We start from the raw sequence: 26,891 nt of genomic DNA, 5'->3' as shown, positions 1-26,891 counted from the left end.
GGCATCGCGGACGACTCCGCCCCGGCCGCACCAGGCCGGAGCGGAGTCGTCCGCGATATGCGGCGGGGCGGGTGATCGATGGCGGCCGCCCACCCGCGATTACCTTGTGCCGCTGGATGTCCCGCGCCGGAATGGCACGTTCTTAGGCAGCGGATGGCCGCCGCTCGGCACGACGACGGCGCCATCGGGAGCGGGCCAGACCGAGTTCTTCGTGATCTGCGGATTGCTGCCGCCCGGGCAGGCCCGGGTAGTGCCCGCACCGCAGATATTGTTGGTGAAATACGAGCGTTGCTGCAGGTCCCTCGGCCATTCGGTGGAGTTGAAGCCGACCGCGGTATTGGGCACGTTGTAGAACAGCAGCATCGCGATCTGCACGAAGCCGATCACCGCCAGGGCGCGCAGCGCGACGGACCGGCCCGGGGTCAGGCCCAGCTTCTGTACTCCGCGCTCGACGACCGTGAGACCGCGGTCGTCGCGGAAGTACTTCAGGGAGGCCATCGCGGTGAAGACCGCGCCGATGGTGACCATCTCGTTGAGCGGGAACTTGTGGTAGCTGTTCGGGAAGATGCCCCAGTGGCCGCCCGGGTATTCGAAGACGCCCAGCGGGAGCCAGATGATTCCCTCGATGAACACATCGAACAGGCACATCACCGCGAAGCCGAACGCCACGATCTGGAAGGACGTCGTCTTCGGCCGGCGCGCCTTCAGACGCTTCATCGTCCAGCAACCGAAGGCGGCGCCTGCCGCCATGATGTAGGTGTAGGCGGCGGGCGTGAAGAGCAGGGGTTCGGAGGTCATCGCGCCGGGCTGGCCGAATGCGTTGAACCACGGTACGTCGTTGGCCCACGAGCCCATGTTGAACATGTAGGTGTTGTAGACGAACCAGTGGTTGCCGGCCGACGACCAGACATCCTGCACGAACAGCGTGAACCCCGCGAGCACGAACAGCCCGTCGATCCCCACGTTGCGCTCGCGGCGCCAGGGCCGGATGACCAGGAAGTACACCATCGCCAGCGCAGCGGGGATGGACAGGGTCTGCCAGAGGGTGAGCTCGACCTTCATCCAGGCCGGCGGATCCGACGGGCCCTGTGGCACGCGTTCGAAGTGCGGCCCGGTCAGCCACTTGACGATGATGTAGGTGTTCAGCAGGAGGAATGCCGTCCCGATGCCGGCCCAGATCTTGACAGCGGGCGTCTTGTCGTTGCCGTCCGGCTCGGTGATCATGCCGGTCGTCGCCGTGTTGGTAGTACCGGTCGCCATGGTCAGGCCTCCTGAAGGTGGGCGAAGGTCGGTGTGCCGTCCATCTCGGCGGGGTCGTGGAAATTGCCCCGGTTGAGGTTCTTGATGGTCTCGACGGTGAGTACGGCCAACCAGATGAAGAACACGACGACTGGGACATAGAGCGCCATGACCCCGTTCCAGGCGAACGGCCCGGTCTTGAAGTACTCCATTCCCGCCGCCCCGCAGAACAGCAGTCCGGTCCACAGCGAGATGTAGCCGACGTAGCGCGGGTAGACCGGTCCTTCGCCGGTGTCGGTGAACACCGCGAGGGCGACCGCCAGGGCCCAGATCACGAACGGGGTCCAGGTGAACAGGAACAGGTAGTAGGCGATGTCGTTGAGCATCATCACCGTCTCGGGGGAGTAGGACGTCGGACGGAAGGCCGCGACGGCCCAGAACATGCTCATCAGGACAACGACCGTCGTGCCGACCGCCACGCAGATGACCTGCACGTAGCTCAGCACCGGGAATCGTCCTTCGAGCCGGCGGAACTGTGCGGCGATGACAGCGCCCCACGGGGTGATCAGCGACATGCTGATCACGCAGATCATCGCCCCGACTCGGATCTCGCCGGTGTGCTCGGCCCACTTGCGTGCGACCACCAGCGCACCGTCGCTGGGAGCGACGAGTGGCGGGATGAATCGACCGAGGAACACCGCGCCGATCGCGAACAGCAACCCACACAACGGACCACACCATACGCAGATCATCTGCGCTTTCTTGTTCATTCTGGCCTCCGGACGGAGAGTCGGATCGAGAAACTTAAATCATTTAAGTTTATGCAATATAGCTCCCGAATGTGGCCCGCGTCACTGGTTTGCGCGTAGTGATGTGGCCGACCGGCTGTGCGGGCGCATACGCTGAGCCTCTAGAGCAGGAGGACTGTTGGGACGACCGAGGAAGCCGCTCGTCACCCGGGAAGGCGTGGGCCGCACGGCACTGGAGATCATCGACGAGGAGGGGCTCGACTCCTTCACGCTGCCCCGGCTGGCCGCGCGGATGGGCGTGACGACGCCTGCGCTGTACCACCACTTCGCCGACCGGAACGAGATTCTTTCCCTGGTGGCCCAACTCATCCTCGACGAGGCGGTGCGCCCGCCGCGGCCGCAGGACCCGCGGGACTGGCGTGCCTGGGTCCTCGAGAACAGTCTCAACCTGCGCACCGCCGTCCTCCGGCACCGCAATGCCGCGCCGGTACTTCTGATGTTCCCGCCGCGCGTCCATGTCGGCCAGCGGTACGACGAGGGCGTCGAGGTCCTGGCCACGGCGGGGGTCCCGGTGCCCCTCATCATCCAGATTCTCGATGGCATCGAGACGATCTCCATGGGGGCGGCACTGCGGGAGGCCATGCGCCCTCAGCCGCCTGACGAGCCGATTTTCCCGGGCGCCGCCGAGGGGTTGCTGCCCTGGCTTGCCAAGGCTCTGGAGCAGAACGAACTCGACACGGTCCAGCTGTACAGCGAGTCTCTCCTGAGCTTCCTCGACGGCGTCCTGCATCGGCACCAGGTAGGTCACTGATCGGTCCGGGCCGGGCTCGGCGGTTCGGCCGCGGATGCGGCCTCCGGTGCGGTGGACGTGCCGGGTCGAGCCCGATCCTCGGCTCGTCGCCGGGTTTCGTTGGGCTCGAACGTATTCCGCTGATCAGTGCGGGAATGAGACGGTAGCGCACGACATCCCGCCATCCGTAGGCGAAGACGACTCCACCCCGGCCTGGTGCGGCCGGGGCGGAGTCGTCTTCAGATGTGCGGCGTGATGCGCGCGATCAGCGGAAGTCCATCCAGTGGCCGTGGGGGGTCCAGCCCATCAGGAACGGGATGTCGATCCGGCAGATCGGGCCCTTGGTGATGTCGTAGGTGTCGAAGATCTGGAATTCGCCGCGACGCTCGCCCCACCAGGAGACCGGGACGATGATGTAGCCGTCGCCTTCCGGCGAATCCTTGTGGCGCGGTGCGAAAGTCGCCTCGAGGACCGCGGCGGGCTCGGTCGTGCGGATCTCGTAGACCTGCTCCTGCAGGGTCTTCATGTTGGTCATCACCAGGCTGTTCATCGACATGCCCTGGCGCTTGACCACACCGCCGACCTGGCAGCCCCAGCTGTAGCCCTTGCCGTAGAACCGCTCGTCGACCTTCGGCAGCTCCGAGGGCCGGTCCGAGAGCTGCTCGGACTTGGCGGCCCCGGTCTCCAGATCGATGGTCCAGCGGCCCAGGCAACTCTTGGCGATGGAGAAGAACAGCGCGATGTCGTCGCCCTCGGCGAAGTCCTGCTCGAACGGGAACGGCGGCCGGTTGAAGATCGGGCCGTCGAGGGTGAGCTTTCCGTTCTCGACGTTGGCCGACATCGTGTGCATGATGTACTGCGGCGGCAGATCGGTGGTGATCCAGCGGACCTCACCGTTGATGTCGTGCCGGGGGATGAGCGCGATGACGATCGGCAGCTCGGTCTCCCAGCCCCAGATGCCCAGTTGCTTCTCGGTGATCTTCTCTTTGCTGACCGTGAAGGGCTGGAACGGCATGACGATCCACTCGGGGGTCAGCCAGACGTCGTGGGCGACGGTGTTGTAGGGCGCGTCGGTCAGGTCCCGGGATTCGACGGTGCCGTCCGGGTGCACGAAGTGCATGGTGACGTACGGGGCGGTGTCCCGGTAGTTCCAGCCGTACAGGACGCCGGTGTCGGGGTCCCACTTCGGGTGTGCGGCGAAACAGGTGGCGCCGTAGGCCGCGGGAGTGTGCAGGCCGGCCGAGAGCTTCGGCGACCAGGGCACGACGCCGCGGGTCTCCAGCGTGATCGGGTCGATCGCGATGGGCGGACCGCCCTGCTCGCCGGACACGACCATCTCGCCTGCGAAGGGGAAGATGTTGATGTTGGCGGTGCCCTGGGGAACTCCCTCGGTGAAGCGGTCACGCTTGACGTCGCCGTATGCCGAGTCGCGCCAGTCGCCGAAACCGTTGTCGGTCCATTCGAACATGCCGCGGCCGTACCGCTCCTCGAGCAGGTACTTGGGGGTGCGAACCCAGCGGTTGCGGAAGTCGGCGCGGCCGTCGCGGATCACCAGGCCCTGCAGCATGCCGTCCATGCTGAGCAGTGCGTCGTTGCCCTGCTTGGTGGGGCGCTTCCACGCGGGGCCGGTGCGATAGAAGCCACCGGCGAGATCCTCGGGGATCTCACCCTCGCTGACGATGCACTCGTCCACGGTCGCTTCGAACCGCATCGGCTGGAAGGGGCCTCGGAGCGCGTTGGTTTTGGGTAGTGGGTAACCCATCAGTCCTCCTCGAAAGAGCGCGCGCGGCGATGCGCGTGCCCTCAACGTATCAAACCTCTCGTCTGTAGTAAACGATCGTTCTCGTATGTGCGACTTTACCTGCATATATGTTGGAATACTACCGAATTCTCGGAGCGATAGATCGTTCTTCCGATCGGCGTATTCGGCAATCCGTTGTATTTTTGAGACAGCAAGGCTAGTATCTTGTCAGGCTCGGGGGCTTCGATGTGTAAGAGCACTCCGCGCGCGGTGCCGGAGACCGTTTCGGGTCGAAGGCTGGGCACTCGTCGATGGAAGGAATCCCCAAGATGGCAATTTTCGGTTCGGCCGAGCAAATGTACGGTCACTTCGGTCCGTATCTGCAGGCCCTGATGGTCGATCCGGTGATCGGCCCGAAGTTCGTCGCCGCGAACACGTCGTTCCGGGTGAACTACACCGATCCGGACGCTTCTTTCGTGCTCGACGCTACCAAGAATCCTGCCGTCGTCACCATGGGGGACGCTGCTCTCGGGCAGCCCACCGAGCTCGTGCTGACCATGTCGTCCGACGACGGGCACGGCTTCTGGCTCGGGAAGCTGAACATTCCGATGGCCGTCGCGCGCCGCAAGGTCAAGATCGATGGCCCGGTTACCAAACTGTTGGGTATGCTTCCGGCTATCGCTCCGGCATTCGCCGAGTACCGCAAGTACTGCGAGGAGCACCCGATCGGCGTCGACGCCTGACCAATAGTGACGCTTGACACATTCGGGCCAACTGAGTAAATTTTGAGACTGTCAGGCTAATAAGTATGCCCGGATCCGACATCAGCTATGTAGAAGAGGTTGAGGGACAATGACGACTGCCCGGCCGGATCTGCGGATCCTCGAAGTGGACACCTACGCCAACGGTGATCCGACCACTTTCGGGCTCCCGCTGGACCAGTACGAGTATCTGCGGGAAGAGGAGCCCTGCTATCTGCAGGAATTCTCCGACCCCATGCTGATCGATCGTGCCTGGGTGGTCAGTCGGCACGCCGACATCTGGGAGGTCGACCGCAACGCCGAGCTCTACGCGACCGATCGCGGTTCGGTGAACATGTGGAAGGTCACCCCGATCGACCCGGTCTACGGCGGCATGCCCGCGATGCTCTCGCTGTCCGGCGACGATCATCGGCGCAACCGCGGGGCCATGAATCGTGGCTTCACGCCGAATATGGTGAAGAAGCTCGAGGAGAAGTTCCGCGCCTACGCGGTCGAGATCGTCGACCGGGCGCTGGAGAAGGGCACCTTCAACTTCGTGCACGACATCGGCCACGCGATGCCGATGCAGGCGCTCGGTGACGTGCTCGGCGTGCCCGAGGCGGATCGCGCGAAGTTCTTCGCGTGGGTCGACACGTTCGCAGCGCCGTTCGACACCCGGATCACACCGTCGTTCGACCACGTGATGGCAGCCATCGGCGAGTTGATGGTGTACGCGACCGAGCTGGCCGAGTTGCGTCGCAATGAGCCGGGTGAGGACGTGATGTCCAAGATCGTGCAGGCGCACGACGAGGGCCTCATGTCGGAGGACGAGATCATCGGCAATGTGGCGCTGCTGGCCAGCGGTGCGGCCGAGAGCACGCGCACCGCACTGAGCCACGGCATGCACGAGCTGATGCGCAACCCGGAGCAGATGGCGTTCATGCGCGAGAACGCGCACGACATCCCGTCGACCGCGATTCAGGAGATGGTGCGGATCGCCTCGCCGTTCACGCACCTGGTCCGGACCGCGACCGCCGACCATGAGCTGCACGGCAAGCACATCGCCGAGGGCGACATCGTGCTCATGCTGTTCGCGGCGGGCAACTTCGACCCGCGCGCGTTCCACGAGCCCGATGTCTTCGACCTGAGCCGGGATCCGAACCCGCACTTGAGCTTCGGGCGCGGACCGCATCAGTGCCTCGGCAAGCACGTCGCCGCGCTGGAGATGAAGATCCTGCTGGAGGAATTGTTCCAGCGCACCAAGGACATCAAGCCGGCCGGCCCCATCGACTACGTCCGCGACGCGTATTCGCGCGGCGTGTACGAACTGCCCGTAACCATCACACCCGCCTGACAGCAGTCGGGCAGCAAGAGGAAGAACTAATGAAAGTCACTGTCGACTCCGGCCTGTGTGCAGCGCACGGCGACTGCGTCATCGCTGCCCCGGACATCTTCGACCTCGGTGACGAGGACGAAGTGGTGCGTATCCTGAACGACTCGCCGGAGGAGAAGTACCGCGCGCAGATCGAGGAAGCCGTCCGGCTCTGCCCGGTGGCGGCCCTGAAGATCGAGGACTGAGCGGGTGCGCCGGATCGTCATAGTGGGTGCCGGGCTGGCCGGTCACCGCACGGCGGAAGCCTTGCGCCGCAACGGCTTCGAAGGTGAACTCGTCGTCGTCGGGGACGAGCGGCATCAGCCGTACGACCGGCCTCCGCTGTCCAAGCAGCTGCTCGGCGGGCAGCTGTCCGCCGAGCAGTGCTTCTTCCCGGTCGACACGCTCGACATCACGTGGGAGCTCGGCCGTCCCGCGGTGGGCTTGGATACCGCCGGGCGCGAGGTCGCGCTGTCCGATGGCACCCGGATCGGGTACGACGGCCTGGTGATCGCCACCGGCCGCCGGGCCCGGGAATGGCCGGGTCAGGCGCTGGCCGGGGTGCACACGCTCCGCTCGCTCGACGACGCGCTGACCTTCCGGGACACCATCGCCGCGGATACCCGGGTCGCGATCGTCGGTGGGGGTTTCATCGGCTGCGAGGTCGCCGCGACGCTGCGGGAACAGGGCGTCGAGGAGGTCACGCTGATCGACGTCGGTCAGTACCCGATGCCGGTGCTCGGGCCCGAGGCCGGCCTGCGCGCGGCGCAGCTGCACGAAGGCCGGGGCGTGCGCTTGCGCATGGACAGCACCGTCGCCGCGATCGAGGGCGACGGACGGGTCGAGGCCGTCGTGCTCGGCAATGGTGAGCGCATCGCGGCCGACCAGGTTCTGATCGCCATCGGTTCGCTGCCGAATTCCGAGTGGCTGCGGGACTCGGGCGTAGAGCTGTCGGCGGGCACGGTGGTCTGCGACGAGTTCTGCTTCGCCGTCGGCACCGACAACGTCATCGCGGTCGGCGATATCGCTTCCTGGCCGCATCCCGACGGTGACGGCGTCGCCTGCATCGAACACTGGACCAACGCCCGGGACATGGCCGCCACCGGTGCGGCCAACCTGCTCGCCGCCCCCGGCGAGCGGACACCGCTGCGCTCCGTGCCGACCTGCTGGTCGGACCAGTACGACGTGAAGATCAAATCCGCGGGCTACCTGCGCGCGGCGAACCGATATGTCGTAATCGAGGACGACGCCGATCGCCCGGCGCTCGTGGTGGAGGCATATCGCGACGACCGGCTCGTGGGCGCGGTCGTCTTCAACAAGAACCGCGCCATCATCGGTTACCAGCGCCGACTGGCGTCAGTCCCCGCCTAGCGGGTGGACCTAGGAGAGTACGCAAATGGCTACTGAGGTGGGCATCGAACGGTCCGGCGCAGCCGTGAACGGACGCGCGAACGCCGAATTCGAGGTGCGAAATCCCGCCACCGGAGCGGTGGTGGGCACGCCGCCCGATATGACCCCCGCCGAGGTGGCCGACCTGGCGGCTCGCCTGCGCGCCGCGCAGCCCGCGTGGGAGGCCCTGGGCCCGGCCGGGCGAGCCCGCCACCTGCACAATTGGCTGAACTGGTTGATGGACAACGACCAGCGCATTCTCGGCCTCGTGCAACAGGAGACCGGCAAGTCCTGGGGTGACACCAAGATCGAGACGATGGTCGCGGTCGAGGTGATCAACTACTACACCAAGAACGGCGCGAAATTCCTCGCCGATCAGACGCGACGTCCGCACGGTCCGGCTTCGCTGACGAAGGAACTCAAGGTCTTCCACCGTCCGCACCAGCTGGTCGGCATCATTACGCCGTGGAACTATCCGCTGGGCATGCCGATGATGGACGTGCCGCCGGCGCTCATGGCCGGTGCGGCGGTGCTGACCAAGCCCTCGGAAGTCACCCCGCTGGCATGGGCGGAGATGGTGCGCGGGTGGAACGAGGAGATCGGCGCACCGCCGGTGCTCGGCTGCGCGACCGGGCTCGGACCGACCGGCGCCGCGGTGGTGGACGTGGTCGATATGATCCAGTTCACCGGCTCGGTCCGCACCGGCCGGGCGGTCGGGATCCGCGCCGCGGAGCGGCTCATCCCGGCCAGCCTCGAGCTCGGTGGCAAGGACCCGATGATCGTGCTGGCGGATGCGGACCTCGATCGCGCGGTCAAGGGCGCGATCTGGGGTGGGCTGTTCAACGCCGGCCAGTCCTGTATCGCCGTGGAGCGGATCTACGTCGAGGCCCCGGCGTACGACGCGTTCGTGTCCAAACTGACCACCGAGGTCGGCAAGCTGCGCCAGGGCTCGGACCCGCAGGAGGCCTTCGAGGCGGAGATCGGCGCGATGGCGACCGAGGCCCAGCTCGAGCTCGTGGAGCGCCAGGTCGACGGCGCGCTTGCCAAGGGAGCCAAGGCGCTGACCGGCGGCAAGCGCGCGGACAAGGGCCTGTTCTATCCGCCGACGGTCCTGGTCGACGTCGATCACTCCATGGAGTGCATGATGGAGGAGACCTTCGGTCCGACCCTCCCGGTCATGAAGGTGGCCGACGAAGAGGAGGCCATCCGCCTGGCCAACGACTCCCCCTACGGTTTGGGCGCAAGTGTGTGGACCGCGTCGCGTGCCCGCGGAGAGCGGATCGCCCGTCGAATCGAGGCCGGCGGCGTTTCGGTCAACAACGCGCTGGCACATGTCTTCCAGTTCCCGCTGCCCATGGGCGGATGGAAGGAATCGGGTATCGGCGCTCGGTTCGGTGGCCCGAACGCGATTCTGAAGTACTGCCGTAAGCAGGCGTTCGTCAGCGAGCGAGTCTCGCTCAAGACCGAATTGCACTGGTATCCCTACACCGCCAGCAAGGCTCGCCTTACCGATCGCATGATCCGCTTGCTGGGGATGCACGATTGGAAGCGCCGGCTCGGCAAGCGCCCCGGCGCTGAGTAGTCGGCGCGACCTTCCCGGCCTGTGCGGATGGCACGGGCCGCGCGTGAAATAGATTGGGCAGGTTGTGAATACGTATCAACCCGGGCCGACGTTGCAGGCCATCACCGACCATGCCGTGCCGGTGGTGGTGATCGGTGGTGTGTCGATCATCGCGATGTTCGTCTTCTTCATCGAGGCGGCCCGGATGGGCCGCCGCGACCGGGTGTACCCGATGGCGCTGTGGATGACGGCGCTGTGGTGGCCACATGACGGTTCCTATCTGCTGCAATTCGGCAAATGGTTCCACCAGTACCACCACTGGTTCATGGAGCTGTTCTGGTTCGCGATCATCGTCACCTTCCTGTCCGAGTGCGTGTACGCGGTCCAGACCGTGCTGTACGGGCGCGACGAACTCTCGCCCGGGCAGTCGATGCCGATGCACGCGTTGCGGGTCGGCGGCGCGCTGGCCGCCGGGGTGATCAGCTGGGCGTTGCTCAAGGGAGCGTTCGCCGACGATCTGTACCTGATCTCGTTCATGGGGACGTTGATGTGGGGTGGCCCGTCGGGCAGTTCGCTGCTGATGCGCCATCCCGACGGCAGGGGTCAGTCGGTGCTCGAATGGATCGCCTTCACCGTCATGGCGGTGATGTACTCGATCACATCGATCTTCCTGTTCGGCGGCGGCTTCTTCCACTCCGTCTGGTATGTGCTGATCTGTGTCATATCGATCGTGTGGAGTGCGGCCCACCTCCGGCAGGTGTCCCGCACCGCGGCTCCGTTCAGCTCCTGGCGCAGGCCCGATGTGCGCCCGGACGGCGCCTTACCGCGCCACGCTCCGGCATCGGCGTGAAATAGACAGTCCTACGCGCCTGGCCACATGTCGGCTCGGCGCGTAGGACCGCGGCCGTCGGCCCGAGCCGCCGTGCTGATCGGGACTATGACACCCACGGGCGGGTGTGCGCTTCCTCGAGATAGTGCAGCACGATCGCGTTGAAGACGGCCGGGCTCTCGAACATTGCGCAGTGGCCGACGCCTTCGATGACCTCCAGCCGGGCGTCGGCGAGGTTGTCGACGAGTTCGGTGGCGGCGGCCAGGGGCAGGATACGGTCGTTCTCGCCCCAGATCACCAGTACCGGACACGTGATGCGTGCCGGGTTCATCACACGGTTCGCCCGGACCCCGGCCGAGATCGCCGCCTTGAACCCGGGCGCACGCATCGCCGGGATGACTTCGGCGGCCAGCTGGGGAGCCAGCGAATCCGGATCGGAGGTGAAGCCGCGCAGCAGCGTACGCCGCAGCATCCGGCGCCGGGCGATCAGTCCGGGTACGCCGGGCAGCGCGAAAAGGGCGTTGAAGGCGGTGAAACCGAGATTGATGGCGGCCAGGCGAGCCTCGCCGAGTGGCGCCCCGCCGGAGGACAGCAGGATCAACCGCCGCACTCGATCTGGATGTGCGTCGGCCAGTCGCATGCTGACCAGTCCACCCAGCGAATGCCCGATGACGACGGCTTGCCCGATGTCGAGCTCATCGAGGAGCGCGGTGAGCGATCCGACGAGATCATCGATGGTCACCGGCTGCGGTAGCGGCTGCGACTGGCCGAATCCCGGAAGATCGACCGCGATCACCCGGTACCGCGAACTCAGCGCCGGAAGGTTCTCCAGCCACGTCTGCCAGGACCCGCCGAGGCCGTGCACCAGCAGGATCGGGGTTCCGCTGCCCACATCGACGTAGCGCAAGCGCCGGCCGCGGAACTGCACTTCACGGGTGAACGAAGTCCAGTCGACCGCTGTCCAGGGGGAATCGGCTCGAAGTGCTCGGTACGTCATTGGTCGAGCTCCTTGATGCTGTGCCAGGGTGATAAACGATCGTTCAACCATGTTATCCGTGCGGGTGTGGCAGGGGGTATGCACGAACTGTGACACACCTACCGGCCGAGTGAATCCCGTTGCGGGAATGGCTGTCCATCACCACTTCCAATTTATGATCCAGTAAATCTCAATATTATGATAGGCTGAGCACGTACGTCAAGATTCGTTCACAATCGGTGGATGGGCGTGTGCGCCTCTCCGTCGGAAGCCATGGGGTGTGCCGAAATGACCGACCTCATCGATCGGGCAGCGGATACGGCGCTGCCCGCGGGAAAACGCAGGCCGCGGGTGTCCCGTGTCGTGCGCCGACAGCACTTTCTCGCCGCGGCCGGCGCGGTGTTCGCGACGCGGGGCTACCACGCCACCACCGTCGACGACGTCTGCCGGCGCGCCGGTTTCAGCAAACCGGTGCTGTACGACTATTTCCCGAGCAAGCTGGACCTGTACCTCGAGGTGCTGCAGAGTCACCTCGAGGCGCTGATGTCGAGTGTGCGTGCGGCACTGTGCTCGACAACCGACAATCAACAGCGCGTTCGCGCCGCCGTGCAGGCCTACTTCGACTTCGTCGACGACGAGGTAGAAGGCTTCCGGATGGTCTTCGAGTCGAGCGTGGTCGACGAGCCGTCGGTCCAGTGGCAGATCGATCGGGCGAAAGAGGCATGTGTCGACGCGGTGTTCGACGTGGTGGCGCATGATTCCGGGCTCGATCCCCAGCGAGCCAGAATACTGGCCGTGGGCTTGGTGGGGGTCAGCGAGTTCACCGCGCGCCACTGGCTCCAGACAGCCCGCCCGGTGCCGAAGAACGAAGCCGTGGACATGACCGTCGCCCTGTGCTGGGGCGGGCTTTCGCGGGTGCCGCTGTCGGCGACGCCCTGATTCGGGTCCGCAGGCGCCCGGGCCGACCGGCCTCACGGATCGATCGGCGAAACCCGCACCGCTCCAGCGGAATTGCGGAGGGCGGTGCGGGCGGATTCACTGCAGCAGCAGGTGCAACTGGAGTTCGCCGATCAGGAATCCGAGGATCGCGCCGACCGAGACCAACTTCCACTCGTCCTGTTTCAAGGCCGGTCGCAGCAGGCCCTCGAACTCCTCGTTGGTCATCAGTTGCATCTTCTGTTCGAGCAGCTCGGGAAGATTCATCGCGTCAGCCGCGTAATCGGTCAGGACGTTCCGGCGTTCGAGCATCCGCTGGACGACCGTGTTCGAGATATCGCCCCTGACTTCGTCATACCGTCGGCTGCCGATGGCGAGTCTGACGACGGAGGGCACCGGACCGGATTGCGTGTCGATGGCCGCTTGGATCTCGCGGTGGATCAGCGACAGGAAGCGGTCCGACGACGGGCCGGTCAGCAAGGCCTCGAAAACGTTGGCCGGGGTGAGGATCTCGCGCGAAATCAGTTCGGCGTAGTCTCGGCTGACTTCTTTGCGTCGCTTGATGAACAAGCCTTGCCAAGTGAACAGGCCCAGGAATTTCGTGGGATACAGCGGGCGGAAGATCATTTGCAGCGCCAGCCAGTCGGTGATCAGTCCGGTGACGCCGCCGAATGCGGGCATGATCCACGGTGAATGCGTCGTGGCCCAGGCGATCGCTTGGACCAGGCCGAGGCCGAAACCGAATGGAATACCCATCCGGACAATGAATCTCATCTCATTGCTGCCGATGGTCTTCACCAGTCTGACCGTCAGGGCCTTGTCCCGGGTCAGCGCGTTGATCGCCAGCATGCGCATATCCAGGACCGCATCGACATTCGAACGCAGGTCCTCGACGATCCGGCCGAGCGTGTCCGGAATCGCCGCCTCGACCCGCTCGATCACGAGCATTTGCACGGCCTCGGGCATTGCCCGCCACAACGCCGGTTGCAGGGTGGTCATCACCTCCCTGGTCAATTGCTCGACCATCTCGTGCATCGGTTGTTCCATCTTGCGCATCAGATCGTCGAGATCGATTCCGGCGATGATCTCCTGCGGGTCGAGCAGGCGTTTCATCATCAGATCGACCGCGGTCGCCGCCATGCGCGGCGTATAGCGGGGTATAACGCCCTGCCAGCCCAGATAGGGCGGTATTCCGACGAATTCGAGGGGGCGGAACATCATCTCGACGGCGACGAGTTTGGTCACGTATCCGATGAGCGCGGCGATGATCGGCATCAGCGCGTAGAGCGTCCAGTGGTCGCGCAGATCCGCGACGATCGCTGTTGCCATGGGGCAGTTCCTCTGTGGCGATGATCTCGGGCGGCCGGTGACCCGCGCGGTTATGCGGGTGTCGAGTACGGGCTGGGCGGCGGGTGCAGAGCCGGGCGAACGGTGCTCGGGCGGCGCGGGCGGGGTACACGTCCGCTCACCTGTTGTGCCGGTTGAACACAGAGGCTATCCCGTCCGCGGGGAGCCGAACAAGCGGGGGATCCGAAACGAGTGATAACGATCGTTCGGCTTTTCGCTCGTTCATGGGTTATTGCGCAGCAGGATGGGCTGGAATGTGTTGACATGACAGCGATGACCTCTACCCGGATCCACTCGATGCTCGGGTGAGCCGGTGAACGATCGCTTGCGCTACCGCGAGCGGGGTGGCTTCCGGGTGGGGGACCAGCCGGGATCGGGTGTGCTTCGACCTGTGCGGGCTGGAAGCGACTTATCAATAAGGGAAACGATCGTTAACACTAAAACTAGTGAAGATAACCACACCAACCTGGTCATTTGCCTCATAGGGTGAACGATCGTGCTGTAATGTTTGGGGCATGGGGCGATGATCTCCAACGGCGGGGATGTGCACCATCTACGGGATTCGGCGGGTTTCGAAAGGTGCTTGGAATGGGTGAGTCCAACGACCGATATGTCACGCGGGCATGCGAGCAGCTACGCGACTGGGGACGGGTGCCCGAGCTGAACCCGCTCGACGCTTTGATGTGGCGGACCGAGCGGTCGCCGGCCAACTCCTGGGCGGGTCTGGTGGTGAAGATCCTCGATTCGGCGCCCGAGTGGGACCGAGTTGTGAAGGCCCACCGGTGGGCAATGCGTGTCGTTCCGCGGTTCACCGAGCGGGTGGTCGATCCGCTGATACCCACCGGCCCCCCGGTGTGGTCGCCCGACCCGAATTTCGATCTGAGCTATCACCTGCGCCGGATCGGTCTGCCCGCGCCCGGATCCATGCGGCAGCTGCTGGAAATCGCACAGGCGCAGGCCGTCGTTCCGCTGGATCGCAATCGGCCGCCGTGGATGGGAGTTCTGGTCGAAGGGCTGGAGGGCGGCCGGGCCGCCTATCTCCTGCAGTGCCACCATGTGCTGATGGACGGGGCCGGGGCCACCCAGCTGTTCTCCCGGATCCTCGGCAAGACCCGGGATGAACCGTTCGCCGAGGTCGAGGATGTGCCGCCGCGCGAGAACTTCGATCCGGTGCGCGCGACGGTGCGCGGACTGTCGCGGTTGATCAGATCCGTGCCGGAGGTCGCCGGGCGGGCGGGCGCGGCGGCCGCGGACGCCTCCAGGCATCCGGGCCGCACCGTCGACTACGTATCCTCCATGGCGCGGGTCGCGAAACCCGTCCCGGGCACATCATCCGAACTGCTACAGGGTCGTTCGCGCACGGCATGGCGGTTCGGGATGCTCGAGTGCGAACTCGCGGACCTGAAGAAGGCGGGCGCGGCGGTCGGCGGCACCGTCAACGATGCCTACGTGGCGGCCACGCTGGGTGGTCTGCGCGCCTACCACGCGGTACACGGCAAGGAACTCGGCGATGTGCCGATCTCCATGCCGGTCTCGGTGCGCCGGGAAAACGATCCGATGGGCGGAAACCGTTTCGCGGGTGCGTTTTTCCTCGCGCCGTCCGGAGTCGCCGATCCCGGTGAGCGGGTCGAGGCGATGCACGAGCGGGTCACCGCGATCCGCGGTGAGCCGGCGCTGGACTTCATGGGCGCGGTGACGCCGCTGCTCAATTTCGCTCCGTCGGGCGTCGTCACGGCCACCCTGCAGAACCTGACCTCCTCGGCGGTGCTGACGACGAGCAGCTGGCCCGGATTGACCGAACCGAGATATATGGCCGGGGCGCGGTTCGACCGGATGTTCGTATTCGGGCCGCTGCCGGGCACTTCGATGTGCGCGGCATTGTGCTCGCACCTCGGCATCTGCTGCATCGGTCTCAATGTCGACGGCGAGGTCTTCCCCGACACCGACGTGCTGTGGCAGTGCATGCAACAGGGACTGGACGAGATTCTCGCCCTGGCCACATAGGACTGCGACTGCCCTCGTCATCCCGGCATGCGGTTGGCCGGTATCCCGCTGCGCCAACCCATATGGATTCCGGCCAAAAGCGCACCGGAATGGCGGAAGTGCCGTTTTGCGGTATGGGGAGACGGCCGCTCGCGTCGTCGGAGGTGGGGGATCAGGGGCCGGGGTGGCGGGTTCGCTCGCGCCATCCCGGCCTGTTCCCCATGGTCACGCCTCTCGCGCGGTTACCTGCCGTCGTCGCGGTCCACCTCGCGATCGCCGGACCTCGGGCCGGAACTGTTCACGAGCCGAGTTGCGCACGCAGCAGGTACTTTTGGACCTTCCCGCCGGCATTGCGGGGGACCGGTCCCAGAATCAGCTCGCGGGGGAGTTTGTAGTCGGCGATCAACGGCAGGCAGTGCGCGCGCAGCTGATCCAGTGTTGGTCGGGTACCGTCGCGCGGGGTGACCACGGCCACCACGGTGGCGCCCCAGTCCTCGTGCGGGCGTGCGATCACCGCGCAGTCCAGCACATCGGGATGCTGGGCCAGCGCCTGTTCCACCTCGGCCGAGTAGACGTTGCGGCCGCCGGTGATGATCACATCCTCGAGCCGATCGACCAGCCGCATCGCGCCGTCCGGCGCCAGGTGGACCAGGTCGCCGGTGTGCACCCAGCCGCCGCGCATCGTCTCCGCGGTCGCCTCGGGGTTGTGCCAGTAGCCCTTCATCGCCGCCTCGGCGCGTAGCAGCAGTTCGCCGACCGTATCGGGTTCGGCATCGGCGCCGTGCCGGTCCACGACGCGGGCCTCGACGAACGGCTGAGCCAGATGCCCGCTCGAATCCGGTTGGGCGCGAACCTGTTCCATCGTCGAGTAGATCCCGGTCGGGCCGGCTTCGGTCTGCCCGCACTGCTGGAAGAACTCGACGTGCGGGAAGGTCGTGAGCAGTGCCTCGGCCGCCGTGGCCGGCATCGGCGCCGCTCCGAATATCCCGATCCGCCACGACGACAGGTCGCGGGTACCGACGCCGGGATGACGCAGCAGGAACTGATACATCGTCGGCACTCCGAGGAATACCGAAACCTGCTGCTGCTCGATCGTTTCCAGCACGGCGCCCGGCTCGAACGCCGGGATCAGGATGTGGCAGCCGCCGAGCAGGGTGGTGGCATTGAGATAGGTCACCCCGCCGGAGTGATACAGCGGCGAAAGATGCAGGTAGCGTTCACCGTCGCGCAGACCGAGCGACATGATCTGAGACAGTGCCGCCCACACCGCGCGGTGGTGATCGAGCAACGCGCCCTTGGGTTTTCCGGTGGTGCCGGAGGTGTAGAGGATGTAAGCGTCATCGGATTCACGAGCGCGATCCTCCGTTACGGCGGCGGCGTCCGTGCGGGCCAGCAGGTTCGGGTGCCCGGTGCCATCGGCGAGTGCGTACAGCAGTGGCGCAGTGGTGAGTTGCGCGCACACCGTCTCCGCGATCTCGAGCTGTTCCGGGGCGGCGGCCACCATCGTTGCGCCCGAATCGGTCAGGACGTGGTGCAGTTCGGCCGGCGCCAGACGGGCGTTGACCGGAACGACGATCGCACCCAGCCGCAGCGCGGCATAGGACGCGAAAATATGTTCCGGGCAGTTCGCCGACAGGACCGCGAAGCGGTCCCCCTTGCCGAGCCCGGCCGCCGCCAGCGTGCCCGCGACTCGGGCGACGAGGTCATCGAGTTCGCGCCACGTCCAACGCTGGGATCCGGCCACGAGAGCTTCGCGGCCGGGTACGCGACGGGCATTGTGAACGACGGTGCCGCCGATCGTAGGCATGACGACTCCGTGGTGGCTCAGCGTTGGAAGTTCGGGCGGCGCTTTTCGGCGAACGCCTGCTTCGCCTCGGCGAAGTCGGGTTTGCGCTCGGCGATCCCCTGGGCGGTGGCTTCCGCGTCGAGCTGATCGGCCAGGTCGACGCCGAGGCCGCGCCACAGCAGCTGCCGGGTGGTTCCGGTGGAACTCGACAGTTCCGCGATTGCGCCGGCGAGTTCCAGTGCGCGCGAACGCACTTGATCGTCCGGGATGACCTCGTTGACCAATCCCCACCCGAGCGCCTCGGGGGCCCGGACCGCGCGGCCCAGCAGAGCCATTTCGGCCGCCCGGGCGGCTCCCACCAGGCGCGGCAGCATCCAGCTCGCCCCGGCGTCGGGCACCAGGCCGACCTTGACGAATGCCATCTGGAACGACGCGCTCTCGGCCGCGACACGCAGATCGCACGCCAGCGCCAGGGAGGCGCCCGCGCCCGCGGCCGTGCCGTTGACCGCCGCGATGGTCGGGGTGGTGAGAGCGGCCATCTCGGCGATCAGCGGGTTGTAGTACGTGCGCAGCACACCCTCGGCGTCGCTCGGCGCGCCCTCGATGGATCCGCCGCCCCGCAGATCGGCGCCCGCGCAGAACCCCCGCCCTTCGCCGGTCAGCACGATCGCGCGCACCTGCGCCGCCGCATCGAGTTCGGCGAAGATCTTGCGCAGCTCGATCATCAGCGGATAGGTCAGGGCGTTGAGCCGCTCGGGACGATTCAGCACGACGAGCGCGACCGCGCCGTGGTGTTCGACTCGTACGACGTTGTCGGACATCGGATTACCTTTCGAACGCTGGTGGTATCAGGCCTGGATCGCGGCGCCGCTGTCGATGAGGCCGTCCACGTCGGGCACGCCCCAGTCGGTCAACGCCTGCCGGGTGTCGGCGCCGGTTTCGGCCGGCGGCTGCTGAACCGCACCGGGGGTGCGGCTGAATCGCGGCGCGGGAGCCGGCTGCGGCACGCCGTTGACCTCGGTGAACGTGCCCCGGGCGCGCAGGTGCGGGTGATCGGGGGCCTCGGTGAGGCTCAACACGGGGGCCACGCACGAGTCCGTGCCTTCGAAGATCTCGGTCCACTCCGCGCGGGTGCGCTTGGCGAACGCGGTGGCGATCCGCTCGCGCAGTTCGGGCCAGGCCGCGGCGTCGGCGCGTTCGCGCTCATCGGGGTCGAGCTCGAGCAGGGTCATGAACTGCGCGTAGAACTGCGGTTCGATCGGGCCGACGGCCATGTGCCCGTCATCGGCGGTCGGATAGACCTCGTACCAGGGGCGGCCGGTGTCGAGCAGGTTCGCTCCCCGCTCGTCGCGCCACATACCGGCGGCCATCATGCCGTGCAGCGCGGCGGTGAGCGAGGCGGCGCCGTCGACGATGGCCGCGTCGACCACCTGGCCGCGGCCGGACTCGGCGGCCTCGATGACCGCGGCGAGCACGCCGATGACGAGGTAGAGCGATCCGCCGGCGAAATCGCCGACCAGGTTCAGGGGAACCGCGGGCGCTTCGCCTGCACGGCCCATCGCGTGCAGTGCGCCGGTGATCGCTATATAGGAAATATCGTGCCCGGCGGCCGTGGCCAGCGGACCCTCCTGACCCCACCCGGTCATGCGGCCGTACACCAGGCGCGGATTGCGGGCCCAGCAGTCCTCCGGGCCGAGGCCCAGCCGCTCGGTCACGCCGGGCCGGTTGCCCTCGATCAGGACGTCGGCGCTGGCGACCAGGTCGAGCACCGCGCGGACCCCGCCCGGCGAGCGAAGGTCGAGCACGACCGAACGGCGGCCGCGCCGGGTCACATCGAGGGCGGGGGCCACCATGCTGTTGCCGCCGCCCGGCCGGTCCACACGCAGCACCTCGGCGCCCAGATCCGCCAGCAACATGGCAGCGAACGGGCCGGGCCCGATCCCGGCGAGTTCTACTACGCGCAGTCCAGCCAGCGGCCCCGCGCCACTTCCGCCTGTCATTTTTCCTCCTCGCTGAGGCCTTTGACACAGTCTTCGACCCGTCGTATCTTTGAGACACGCTAGCTCAAAAATAGTGGATTCGAAAGTTGTTGCGGCGTGGACATGTCGCGACCCGCAGTGATGGGAAGGTTATGACGCGCAGCGCTGTCATCGTGGACGCGATCCGATCGCCGATGGCCAAGGGGAAAGCACCGAAGGACGACCGCCCGGGCGGTGCGCTGTCGTCGGTGCATCCGGTCGAGTTGCTCGGGCAGGTATTCCGCCAGCTGTTCGAGCGCAACGACGTCGACCCCGCCGAGGTCGACGACGTGATCACCGGCTGTGTCAGTCAGGTCGGCGAACAGTCCGGCCCGATCGGCCGCTGGAGCTGGCTGGCTGCCGGACTGCCCGAGCACGTGCCGTCCACCGCGGTGCATCGCGCGTGCGGCTCGAGCCAGCAGGCGGCGGATTTCGCCGCGCAGGGTGTGATCGCCGGAGCCTATGACATCGTGGTCGCCTCCGGCGTGGAGTCGATGAGCCGCATCCCGATGCTCACCGCGCGCATCGGGATGGACCCCTACGGTCCGTCGGTCGCCGAGCGTTACGCGCCCGGGCTGATCCCGCAGGGCGTGTCGGCCGACTTGATCGCCGCGCGTTGGGGTTTCGACCGCACCGCGCTGGACGAATTCTCCGCTCGCTCGCACGAGCTGGCCGTGGCCGCCGATTTCAGCGGTGAGATCGTGCCGATCACCACCCCGGACGGGACGGTCGTGCGCGAGGATGAGACGCCTCGTCCCGGAACGACCGTCGACAAGCTGGCCAAGCTGAAGCCGTCGTTCCAGAGCGAAGAGATGAGCGCGCGCTTCCCGCAGATCAACTGGAGCGTCACCGCCGGCAATTCGTCGCAGCTGACCGACGGGGCATCGGCTGTGCTGATCATGAGCGAGGAGCGGGCCGCGGCGCTCGGCCTGCGTCCGCGGGCCCGGTTCCACTCGTTCGCGGTCGCCGGTGACGACCCGATCAGCATGCTCACCGGGCCGATCCCGGCCACCGAGAAGGTGCTGCGCCGCTCCGGCATCCGGCTGGAGGACATCGACCACTACGAGGTGAACGAGGCCTTCGCCTCGGTGCCGATGGCGTGGCGGGCGCATTTCGACGCCGACCCGAAGAAGCTGAACCCGCGCGGTGGCGCCATCGCGCTCGGCCACCCGCTCGGCGCATCGGGCGCACGACTGCTGACCACGATGCTGGGCGCGCTCGAGGCGAACGGCGGCCGCTTCGGCCTGCAGACCATGTGCGAGGCCGGCGGCATGGCCAACGCGACCATCATCGAACGACTCTAGAAGGGCTGAAAACATATGGACGTCAATGGAATTTCCGCCGTCGTCACCGGCGGTGCGTCGGGCCTGGGCCTGGCGACGGTACGCCGGTTGCTGGCCGGCGGCGCGTCGGTCGTCATCGCGGACCTGCCGAGCTCGAACGGTGAGGCGGTCGCCAAGGAACTCGGTGACCGCGTGCGCTTCGTGCCCGCCGATGTGCGCAGCGAAGCCGAGGTGAACGCGGTCTTCGACGCCGCGCAGGAGCAGGGTCCGGTGCGGGCGCTGGTGCACTGCGCGGGGCGCGGTGGCGCGGTGCGGCTGGTGAACAGGGACGGCACACCCGGATCGTTGGATCTGTATTCGGAGGTCGTCCAGATCAACCTGATCGGCACGTTCAACGTGCTGCGGCTGGCCGCGACCCGGATGGCCGGCAACGAGCCGCTCGACGGCGACCGCGGCGTCTGCGTGCTGACGGCGTCGGTGGCGGCGTTCGAGGGCCAGATCGGTCAGATTCCGTATGCCTCGGCCAAGGCGGGCATCGTCGGCATGACCATCGTCGCGGCACGGGACCTGGCGGGCAAGAACATCCGGGTCAACACCATCGCTCCGGGCACCTTCGACACCCCGCTGCTGGCCCGGCTGTCGGATGACGTGCGTGACTCGCTGGCCAAGACGGTGCCGCACCCGAGCCGGCTCGGTGAGCCCGACGAGTACGCCAAGCTCGCGATGCACATCATCGACAACGGCATGATCAACGGCGAGACCATCCGCCTGGACGGCGCGATCCGGATGGCGCCCCGATGAACGAGCGTGCGAGCGAATCATGGGCACAGCGTGCATCGCGCATGGCGGAACCGAGCGTCGGCGAGGTGCAGCCATGAGTGACGTGGTGCGCTTCGAGGTCGCCGACCGGATCGCGGTGATCACGCTGGATCGTCCGGAGCGTCGCAATGCGGTGGATCTGCCTACGGCACAGGCGATTTCGGCCGCGCTGGACGAGCTGGACGCCCGCGACGACGTGAGCGTCGGCGTGCTGACCGGCGCGGGCGGAATCTTCAGCGCCGGTATGGATCTCAAGGCGTTCAGCGCGACCAAGGAACGACCGATCACCGAGCGCGGCGGGTTCGGTATCGTCGAGCGCCCGGCGGCCAAGCCGCTGATCGCCGCGGTCGAGGGCAAGGCGCTGGGTGGCGGCTTCGAGATCGCCCTGGCGTGCGATCTCATCGTCGCGGCGGACAATGCCGAGTTCGGGTTGCCGGAAGTCAAGCGGGGACTCGTCGCGGCGGCGGGTGGTGTGCTGCGGCTGCCGCGGCGCATCCCACCCACGGTCGCCAAGGAACTCGTGCTCACCGGCGAGCCCATCAGCGCGGCTCGCGCCCAGGATCTCGGCCTGGTCAACCGGGTGGTTCCGGCCGGGACGGCCGCCGATCACGCGCGTACCCTCGCCGCGGCGATCGCCGCCAACGCGCCGCTGGCCGTGCGCACCGCGAAGCTGCTGATCGATGAGTCGGCCGACTGGCCCGCGGCCGAGGCTTTCGCCCGGCAGGCCCCGCACACGGACGCGGTGCGCAGTTCCCGCGACGCCGCCGAGGGGGCGCGCGCATTCGTCGAGAAGCGAGCACCGGCGTGGTCCGGCTCATGATCGGCCGCGGCGAGCGGGCGATCGGTGCGCCGGGGCGTTCGCTCGTCACGGTGCCGGGCGAACGTGAGGTCGCGGGTAAGCGGCAGCCGAGTGCGACCGAGGTGCGGTCATGAGCGGCGGCGTGGCATTCGAGGCCGAGCACGACGAGTTCCGTGCCAGTTTCCGCACGTTCGTAGAACGAGAAGCCGCCGGTGGCGACTTCTTCGAGCAGGCGGGCGATTACGGATTTCTCGGCGTGCAGGCGCCCGAGGAGTTCGGCGGCGGGGCCGTGGACGATTGCCGTTTCGCCGTGGTCGCGGCCGAGGAGTTGATGCGGGCCGGGCTGACCGGTGCGGGACTGTCGTTCGTCACGCACGTCGGGGTCGCGATCCCGTGGTTGCTCGAGCATGCCGACGCCGATCGTCAGGCCCGGTCGTTGCCCGGGCTCGTGTCGGGCAAACAGCTTGCGGCGGTGGCGCATTCGGAGGTGAGTGCGCAACAGGCGCCGGTCGGCGCACGGCTCGACGGTGTGCTGTCCGCGGTGGTGAACGCCGCGTCGGCGAGCCTGCTGCTGGTGCCGGTGCGTGGTGAGGACGGTGCGTCCGCGGTGGCGATCGTCGACCTCGACGCGGCGGGCGCATCCCGTGAGATCCGGCCGGATGTGGTGGGTACGCGCGGCGCCGGGCTGGCGGATATCCGCCTGGACGGGGTCGTCGTCGCCGACGGCGATATTCATGCCGGCGACGCGTTGGACCGGCTATGGCGGGCCGAGCAGCTCTGGACGGCGGTCGTGGCGCTGGCGGGTGCCCGCACGGTGCTGGACTGGACGATCGACTATGTCCAGCAGCGCAAGGTGTTCGGCCGACCGGTCGCCTCCTTCGAGAACACCCGATATGTGCTGGGCGGCGTACTGGCCGAGATCATCTCGGTGGAGGCGCTGGTGAGCGCGTGCGTGCTGGACCAGCTCGGACATCGGCTCGACGCGCGCTCGGCCGCCGCGGCGAGGCTGCGGGCCGCCGAGCTGTTCGCGCTGGCCGCGGATCAGGGCCTGCAACTGCACGGGGGATACGGCTACATGCGTGAGTACCCCATCTCGGAGGCGTACGCGGATTCGCGGCACCTGCGCCTGCAGGGTGGCGGCAATGCGGCGATGAGGGAGATCCTGGCCGTCGAGCTGGGACTTTAGGTATCGCCGGACCGGTCGACGGAATTCCGCCGAACCGCTTCCCGGCTATTTATGATCCGGCTAATATCAATATTATCGGCGAGTGGCCGTCCGTTGGACGGGCAGGAAGGGCGTGACCGCCATGCCTTATGTGGACGTCGACAACGGGGTACGACTGTTCGTGCAGGACGTCGGCGCCGGACCGGTTGTCGTGCTGGTAGCCGGGTTCGGGCTCGATCACCGGATCTGGGACCGCGAGGTTCGCGTCCTCGCGCCCCGGCACCGGGTGCTGTGCATCGACCAGCGCGGTCACGGCCTGTCCGACAAACCCCTGGACGGATACGACGTCGAGCGTCTGGCCCAGGATCTGGTCATCGCGCTGCGCCGGCTGGACGTCACCGCCGCCACCGTGGTGGGCTGGTCGTTCGGCGGCCAGGCGGCGTTCCGGGCGGCCGCGCAATGCCCCGAGCTGATCGAGCGGCTGGTCCTGGTCGGCTCCAATGCCGTGCGGGCCAGCCGCAGCGCCGACTTCCCGTTCGGGCTGCCACCGGAGAAGCTGGTTCCGCCGCTGATCGCCGCCGAGGAGCGGGACCGCTTCGCGGCACGGCGAGAGTCCATCCTGTCGGGATTCCATCGCCCACCCGCGGAGGCGGTGCTGGACTGGCTGGTGAGCTGCTCGCTGTCGATGCCGTCATGGGCCGCGGTGGCCTGCTACCACTCCATGCTCGAGACGGATCTCCTCGACGATATCGAGCGCGTGCGGGTGCCGGTGCTGCAATTGATCGGCGCCACCGACCCGGTGCACTCGGCCAGGGGCGCCCGGTGGCTCAACGAGCGCCTCGCCGACGCCCGGCTCGTCGAACTCGCCGACTGCGGCCACTATCCGATGCTCGAGGCCCCCGATCGATTCGGCGACGAACTGCTCGCGTTCATCGATTCCGATCAGACGGCCTCGGCACCTATCCGTCCGAACGCCGCGACCACAGCGTGACAACCCAGAATTGCCCGGCTGATGGCCGGAGGAGGTACGACCAGTGAGCACACAATCGACCGCACCGTCGACGCCCAGCCCGGCGACCGACTCGCCCCTCACGGCGCCGACCGTTCCCGCGGCCTTCCAACGCACGGTACGTCAGTACGGCGAGCGACCGGCGCTGCGATCCCATGCGGACGGATTCGAGCTGACCTGGGCCGAACTCGGCGAGCGGGTCCGCGCGGTGGCCGCGGGCCTGGCCGCCCTCGGGCTGCGCAAGGGCGACACCATCGCAATACTCCTGCCCAATACCGTGGAATGTCACGTGATCGACTACGCGGCAACGCATCTGGGGCTGGTGCCATTCGCCATCTTCAACAGCTCCGCGGCCGAGCAGATCGCATACCAGGTGGGCAACGCCGGGGCGCGGATCGTGGTGACCGGGCAGCAGTTCCTGGCCAAGACCCAGCAAGCGATCGCCGCGCTCGGCGATAAGGTCGAGCACCTGGTCGTCGTCGATGGCGACGGGGGCACGCGCACGCTCGCCGAACTCGAGAGTTCCGGCGATCCGGCCTTCGATTTCGAGCAGACGTGGCGCTCTGTCGGAGTCGACGACCTGGCGACGCTGATCTACACCTCGGGCACCACAGGGCAGCCGAAGGCCGCGCTGTGGTCGCATCGAACGGTGATGGCGCAGCAGCGCGCGTTGGACGCCGCGCTGCCGATGCCGAGCGAGGGGATCGTCTCCTTCCTGCCGATGGCGCATGCGGGCGGGCGGATCACGGCCCACTACATGGCGCTGTGCTACGGCGCGACGCTGCATGTCTGCCCGGATATGCGGGATCTGCCGAAGGTCCTCGCCGCGGCGCACCCCGACGCCTTCTTCTCGGTGCCGAGGATGTGGGAGAAGCTGCAGGTGGCGATCGAGGGCATGGTCGAAGCCAATCCCGACGAAGCCGCCCGGCAGGCCGGCCGGGCCGCGATCGAGATCGGTTTGCGCCGGGTCAGCGCGGCCGACGCGGGCACCGACATCTCCGCCGAGGTCGGCGACGAACTCGCCGCCGAGCATGCGCGCGGGATCGAAACGCTGCGTCCGGTGCTGGCCCGGCTCGGCCTCGACCGGATCAAGGCGGCCTTCATCGGTGGCGCTCCGTGCACCCCGGACATCGTCCGGTTCTTCCGGGCGGTCGGTGTCCCGCTGCTGGAAGCCTATGGCGCGACCGAAGTTTCGCTGAACGTGTTCAACCGGGTCGAGGATTTCAAGGCCGGCACCGCCGGGCGGCCGCTGCCGGGTGTCGAGATCAAGCTCGGCGACGACGGTGAATTGCTGGCCCGTTCGGACCAGAACATGGTCGGCTACCTGAACCTGCCCGAACAGACCGCCGAAACCATCGACGCCGAAGGCTTCGTGCATACCGGGGACATCGCGGAGATCGATGAGCTGGGCTTCGTCTCGATCGTCGATCGCAAGAAGGAGATCATCATCAATGCGGCGGGCAAGAACATGTCGCCGGCATTGATCGAATCCGCGATCAAGGGAGACAGCTCACTGCTCGGTCAGGTGGTCGCCGTCGGGGACGGGAAGAGGTACATGACCGCGCTGATCACCCTGGATCCCGAGGCACTGCCGGTGTACGCCAAACGTCTCGGCCTGGCCGACTCGCCGGTGGAAACGCTTGTCGACTCGCCGGAGCTGCGGGCGGAGGTCCAGCAGGTGGTCGATCGCGGCAACGAGCGGCTCAACGGCAACGAGCAGATCAAGAAGTTCGCGGTGGTGGGCCTGGCCTGGGCGCCGGACAGCGAGGAACTCACCCCGACCGCAAAGCTGAAGCGGCGCAACATCCACGCCAAGTACGCGAGCCTGATCGAGGACCTCTACGCCGATCGGGCGGCGAAGTGAGTGCGGAGCAGTATTCCGCCGGGGCGGCTCCCCACGGCGCTGGGTGGGACCGGTGGGCGGCCTGGGCGGAGAATATGCCGACCTCCCAGCAGATCGGGTTGCGTTGCGTCAGCATCGAATACGGTCGTGCGGAGCTGATGATCGACAGTTCCGAGTGGCCGTTGAATCCGGTCGGCGCGGTGCACGGCGGCGCGGTGATCGCCGTCGCGGACCATTGCTTCGGCATCGTCGGGTCGACCGTCCTGGACGTCGAGCGCATGCCCGCGACCGCGACGCTGACCGCGGATTTTCTGCGGCCCGCGACCCTGCCGCTGACCTTCGTGGCGGAGGTGGACCGGTGCGGTCGGACGCTGGCGTTCATCACCGTCACTGTTGTCAACGGTAAGGGCAAGGTCGCGACCAAGGTCAGCGGCACGATGGTGATCGACGGCGCTTCGCGGCATATCGGCTGAACAAGAGCCTGCGGCTGGGCGGTCACACGGTTCGTGTGACCGCC

General features: G+C 67.0%; 24 protein-coding genes. 16 read left to right on the top strand and 8 right to left on the bottom strand.

The genetic code is table 11. The annotated features are described in order from the left end of the window. Positions 1-99: 99 nt before the first annotated feature. Positions 100-1,260 carry a spirocyclase AveC family protein gene (locus tag NM2_RS50270; RefSeq protein ID WP_067671469.1) on the bottom strand — a complete coding sequence of 387 codons (1,161 nt, stop codon included), beginning with the start codon at positions 1,258-1,260 and terminating at the stop codon, positions 100-102. A gap of 2 nt (positions 1,261-1,262) precedes the next feature. Further along, positions 1,263-2,009, bottom strand: a complete 747-nt coding sequence (locus NM2_RS50265; RefSeq protein ID WP_067671466.1) for a hypothetical protein — start codon at positions 2,007-2,009, stop codon at positions 1,263-1,265. A 157-nt stretch (positions 2,010-2,166) separates the two neighbouring features. Between NM2_RS50265 and NM2_RS21180 the strand changes: the two genes are divergently transcribed. Then, positions 2,167-2,799: a TetR family transcriptional regulator gene (locus NM2_RS21180; protein WP_067671463.1), complete on the top strand. Its 633-nt coding sequence runs from the start codon at positions 2,167-2,169 to the stop codon at positions 2,797-2,799. 244 nt (positions 2,800-3,043) lie between these two features. On the opposite strand, the gene NM2_RS21175 is transcribed toward NM2_RS21180, so the two are convergent. Beyond that, positions 3,044-4,540 carry a carotenoid oxygenase family protein gene (locus tag NM2_RS21175; protein WP_067671460.1) on the bottom strand — a complete coding sequence of 499 codons (1,497 nt, stop codon included), beginning with the start codon at positions 4,538-4,540 and terminating at the stop codon, positions 3,044-3,046. A 308-nt stretch (positions 4,541-4,848) separates the two neighbouring features. Between NM2_RS21175 and NM2_RS21170 the strand changes: the two genes are divergently transcribed. From NM2_RS21170 to NM2_RS21145, 6 genes are all read left to right on the top strand, one after another. Beyond that, complete coding sequence (locus tag NM2_RS21170) at positions 4,849-5,262, top strand: SCP2 sterol-binding domain-containing protein (protein WP_067671615.1); 414 nt, start codon at positions 4,849-4,851, stop codon at positions 5,260-5,262. 109 nt (positions 5,263-5,371) lie between these two features. Next, positions 5,372-6,613, top strand: coding sequence for a cytochrome P450 (locus NM2_RS21165; protein ID WP_067671457.1), 1,242 nt, complete (start codon positions 5,372-5,374; stop codon positions 6,611-6,613). Between the two features lie 29 nt (positions 6,614-6,642). Further along, positions 6,643-6,837, top strand: a complete 195-nt coding sequence (locus tag NM2_RS21160; RefSeq protein ID WP_067671454.1) for a ferredoxin — start codon at positions 6,643-6,645, stop codon at positions 6,835-6,837. 4 nt (positions 6,838-6,841) lie between these two features. After that, the gene (locus NM2_RS21155) at positions 6,842-8,002 is read left to right on the top strand and encodes an NAD(P)/FAD-dependent oxidoreductase (protein WP_084531382.1); all 1,161 of its coding nucleotides are present in this window, start codon (positions 6,842-6,844) and stop codon (positions 8,000-8,002) included. Between the two features lie 25 nt (positions 8,003-8,027). After that, a complete protein-coding gene (locus tag NM2_RS21150; RefSeq protein WP_084531381.1) occupies positions 8,028-9,602 on the top strand; it encodes an aldehyde dehydrogenase family protein in 1,575 nt (524 codons plus the stop codon). Between the two features lie 64 nt (positions 9,603-9,666). Beyond that, on the top strand, positions 9,667-10,431 hold the full coding sequence (locus tag NM2_RS21145; protein ID WP_157121212.1) for a hypothetical protein: 765 nt from the start codon (positions 9,667-9,669) through the stop codon (positions 10,429-10,431). Positions 10,432-10,516: 85 nt separating this feature from the next. On the opposite strand, the gene NM2_RS21140 is transcribed toward NM2_RS21145, so the two are convergent. Next, positions 10,517-11,407 carry an alpha/beta fold hydrolase gene (locus NM2_RS21140; RefSeq protein ID WP_067671445.1) on the bottom strand — a complete coding sequence of 297 codons (891 nt, stop codon included), beginning with the start codon at positions 11,405-11,407 and terminating at the stop codon, positions 10,517-10,519. Between the two features lie 267 nt (positions 11,408-11,674). On the opposite strand from NM2_RS21140, the gene NM2_RS21135 reads away from it, so the two are divergent. After that, positions 11,675-12,325, top strand: coding sequence for a TetR/AcrR family transcriptional regulator (locus tag NM2_RS21135; RefSeq protein WP_067671609.1), 651 nt, complete (start codon positions 11,675-11,677; stop codon positions 12,323-12,325). 96 nt (positions 12,326-12,421) lie between these two features. Here the strand turns inward: NM2_RS21135 and NM2_RS21130 are convergent, their stop codons facing one another. After that, positions 12,422-13,651 (bottom strand): DUF445 family protein, encoded by a 1,230-nt coding sequence (locus NM2_RS21130; RefSeq protein ID WP_067671442.1) that lies wholly within the window; start codon positions 13,649-13,651, stop codon positions 12,422-12,424. 606 nt (positions 13,652-14,257) lie between these two features. Between NM2_RS21130 and NM2_RS21125 the strand changes: the two genes are divergently transcribed. Beyond that, positions 14,258-15,673, top strand: a complete 1,416-nt coding sequence (locus NM2_RS21125; protein ID WP_067671439.1) for a wax ester/triacylglycerol synthase domain-containing protein — start codon at positions 14,258-14,260, stop codon at positions 15,671-15,673. Positions 15,674-15,950: 277 nt separating this feature from the next. On the opposite strand, the gene NM2_RS21120 is transcribed toward NM2_RS21125, so the two are convergent. Genes NM2_RS21120 through NM2_RS21110 form a run of 3 tightly spaced genes read right to left on the bottom strand, consistent with a single transcriptional unit; the run spans position 15,951 to position 19,438 of the window. Next, complete coding sequence (locus tag NM2_RS21120) at positions 15,951-17,459, bottom strand: class I adenylate-forming enzyme family protein (protein WP_067671436.1); 1,509 nt, start codon at positions 17,457-17,459, stop codon at positions 15,951-15,953. A 17-nt stretch (positions 17,460-17,476) separates the two neighbouring features. Further along, positions 17,477-18,259, bottom strand: coding sequence for an enoyl-CoA hydratase/isomerase family protein (locus tag NM2_RS21115; RefSeq protein ID WP_067671433.1), 783 nt, complete (start codon positions 18,257-18,259; stop codon positions 17,477-17,479). Positions 18,260-18,286: 27 nt separating this feature from the next. Continuing rightward, positions 18,287-19,438, bottom strand: a complete 1,152-nt coding sequence (locus NM2_RS21110; RefSeq protein WP_067671430.1) for a CaiB/BaiF CoA transferase family protein — start codon at positions 19,436-19,438, stop codon at positions 18,287-18,289. Between the two features lie 131 nt (positions 19,439-19,569). On the opposite strand from NM2_RS21110, the gene NM2_RS21105 reads away from it, so the two are divergent. From NM2_RS21105 to NM2_RS21075, 7 genes are all read left to right on the top strand, one after another. Further along, complete coding sequence (locus NM2_RS21105) at positions 19,570-20,760, top strand: thiolase family protein (RefSeq protein WP_067671427.1); 1,191 nt, start codon at positions 19,570-19,572, stop codon at positions 20,758-20,760. 15 nt (positions 20,761-20,775) lie between these two features. After that, a complete protein-coding gene (locus NM2_RS21100; protein WP_067671424.1) occupies positions 20,776-21,540 on the top strand; it encodes an SDR family NAD(P)-dependent oxidoreductase in 765 nt (254 codons plus the stop codon). A gap of 73 nt (positions 21,541-21,613) precedes the next feature. Next, positions 21,614-22,378, top strand: a complete 765-nt coding sequence (locus tag NM2_RS21095; RefSeq protein WP_067671421.1) for a crotonase/enoyl-CoA hydratase family protein — start codon at positions 21,614-21,616, stop codon at positions 22,376-22,378. A gap of 109 nt (positions 22,379-22,487) precedes the next feature. Beyond that, positions 22,488-23,543: an acyl-CoA dehydrogenase family protein gene (locus tag NM2_RS21090; RefSeq protein ID WP_067671418.1), complete on the top strand. Its 1,056-nt coding sequence runs from the start codon at positions 22,488-22,490 to the stop codon at positions 23,541-23,543. Positions 23,544-23,664: 121 nt separating this feature from the next. Then, entirely contained in the window at positions 23,665-24,513 is an 849-nt protein-coding gene (locus NM2_RS21085) for an alpha/beta fold hydrolase (RefSeq protein ID WP_067671607.1), read from the top strand. A 43-nt stretch (positions 24,514-24,556) separates the two neighbouring features. Then, positions 24,557-26,395, top strand: coding sequence for an AMP-dependent synthetase/ligase (locus NM2_RS21080; protein ID WP_067671415.1), 1,839 nt, complete (start codon positions 24,557-24,559; stop codon positions 26,393-26,395). Next, on the top strand, positions 26,392-26,847 hold the full coding sequence (locus NM2_RS21075) for a PaaI family thioesterase (protein ID WP_067671411.1): 456 nt from the start codon (positions 26,392-26,394) through the stop codon (positions 26,845-26,847). Before NM2_RS21080 ends, NM2_RS21075 begins: the two co-directional genes overlap by 4 nt. Positions 26,848-26,891: the final 44 nt, after the last annotated feature.

This window comes from Nocardia miyunensis NBRC 108239 (assembly GCF_001613065.1).
GTDB lineage: Bacteria > Actinomycetota > Actinomycetes > Mycobacteriales > Mycobacteriaceae > Nocardia > Nocardia miyunensis.
This window is presented reverse-complemented; position numbering and strand designations above follow the sequence as displayed.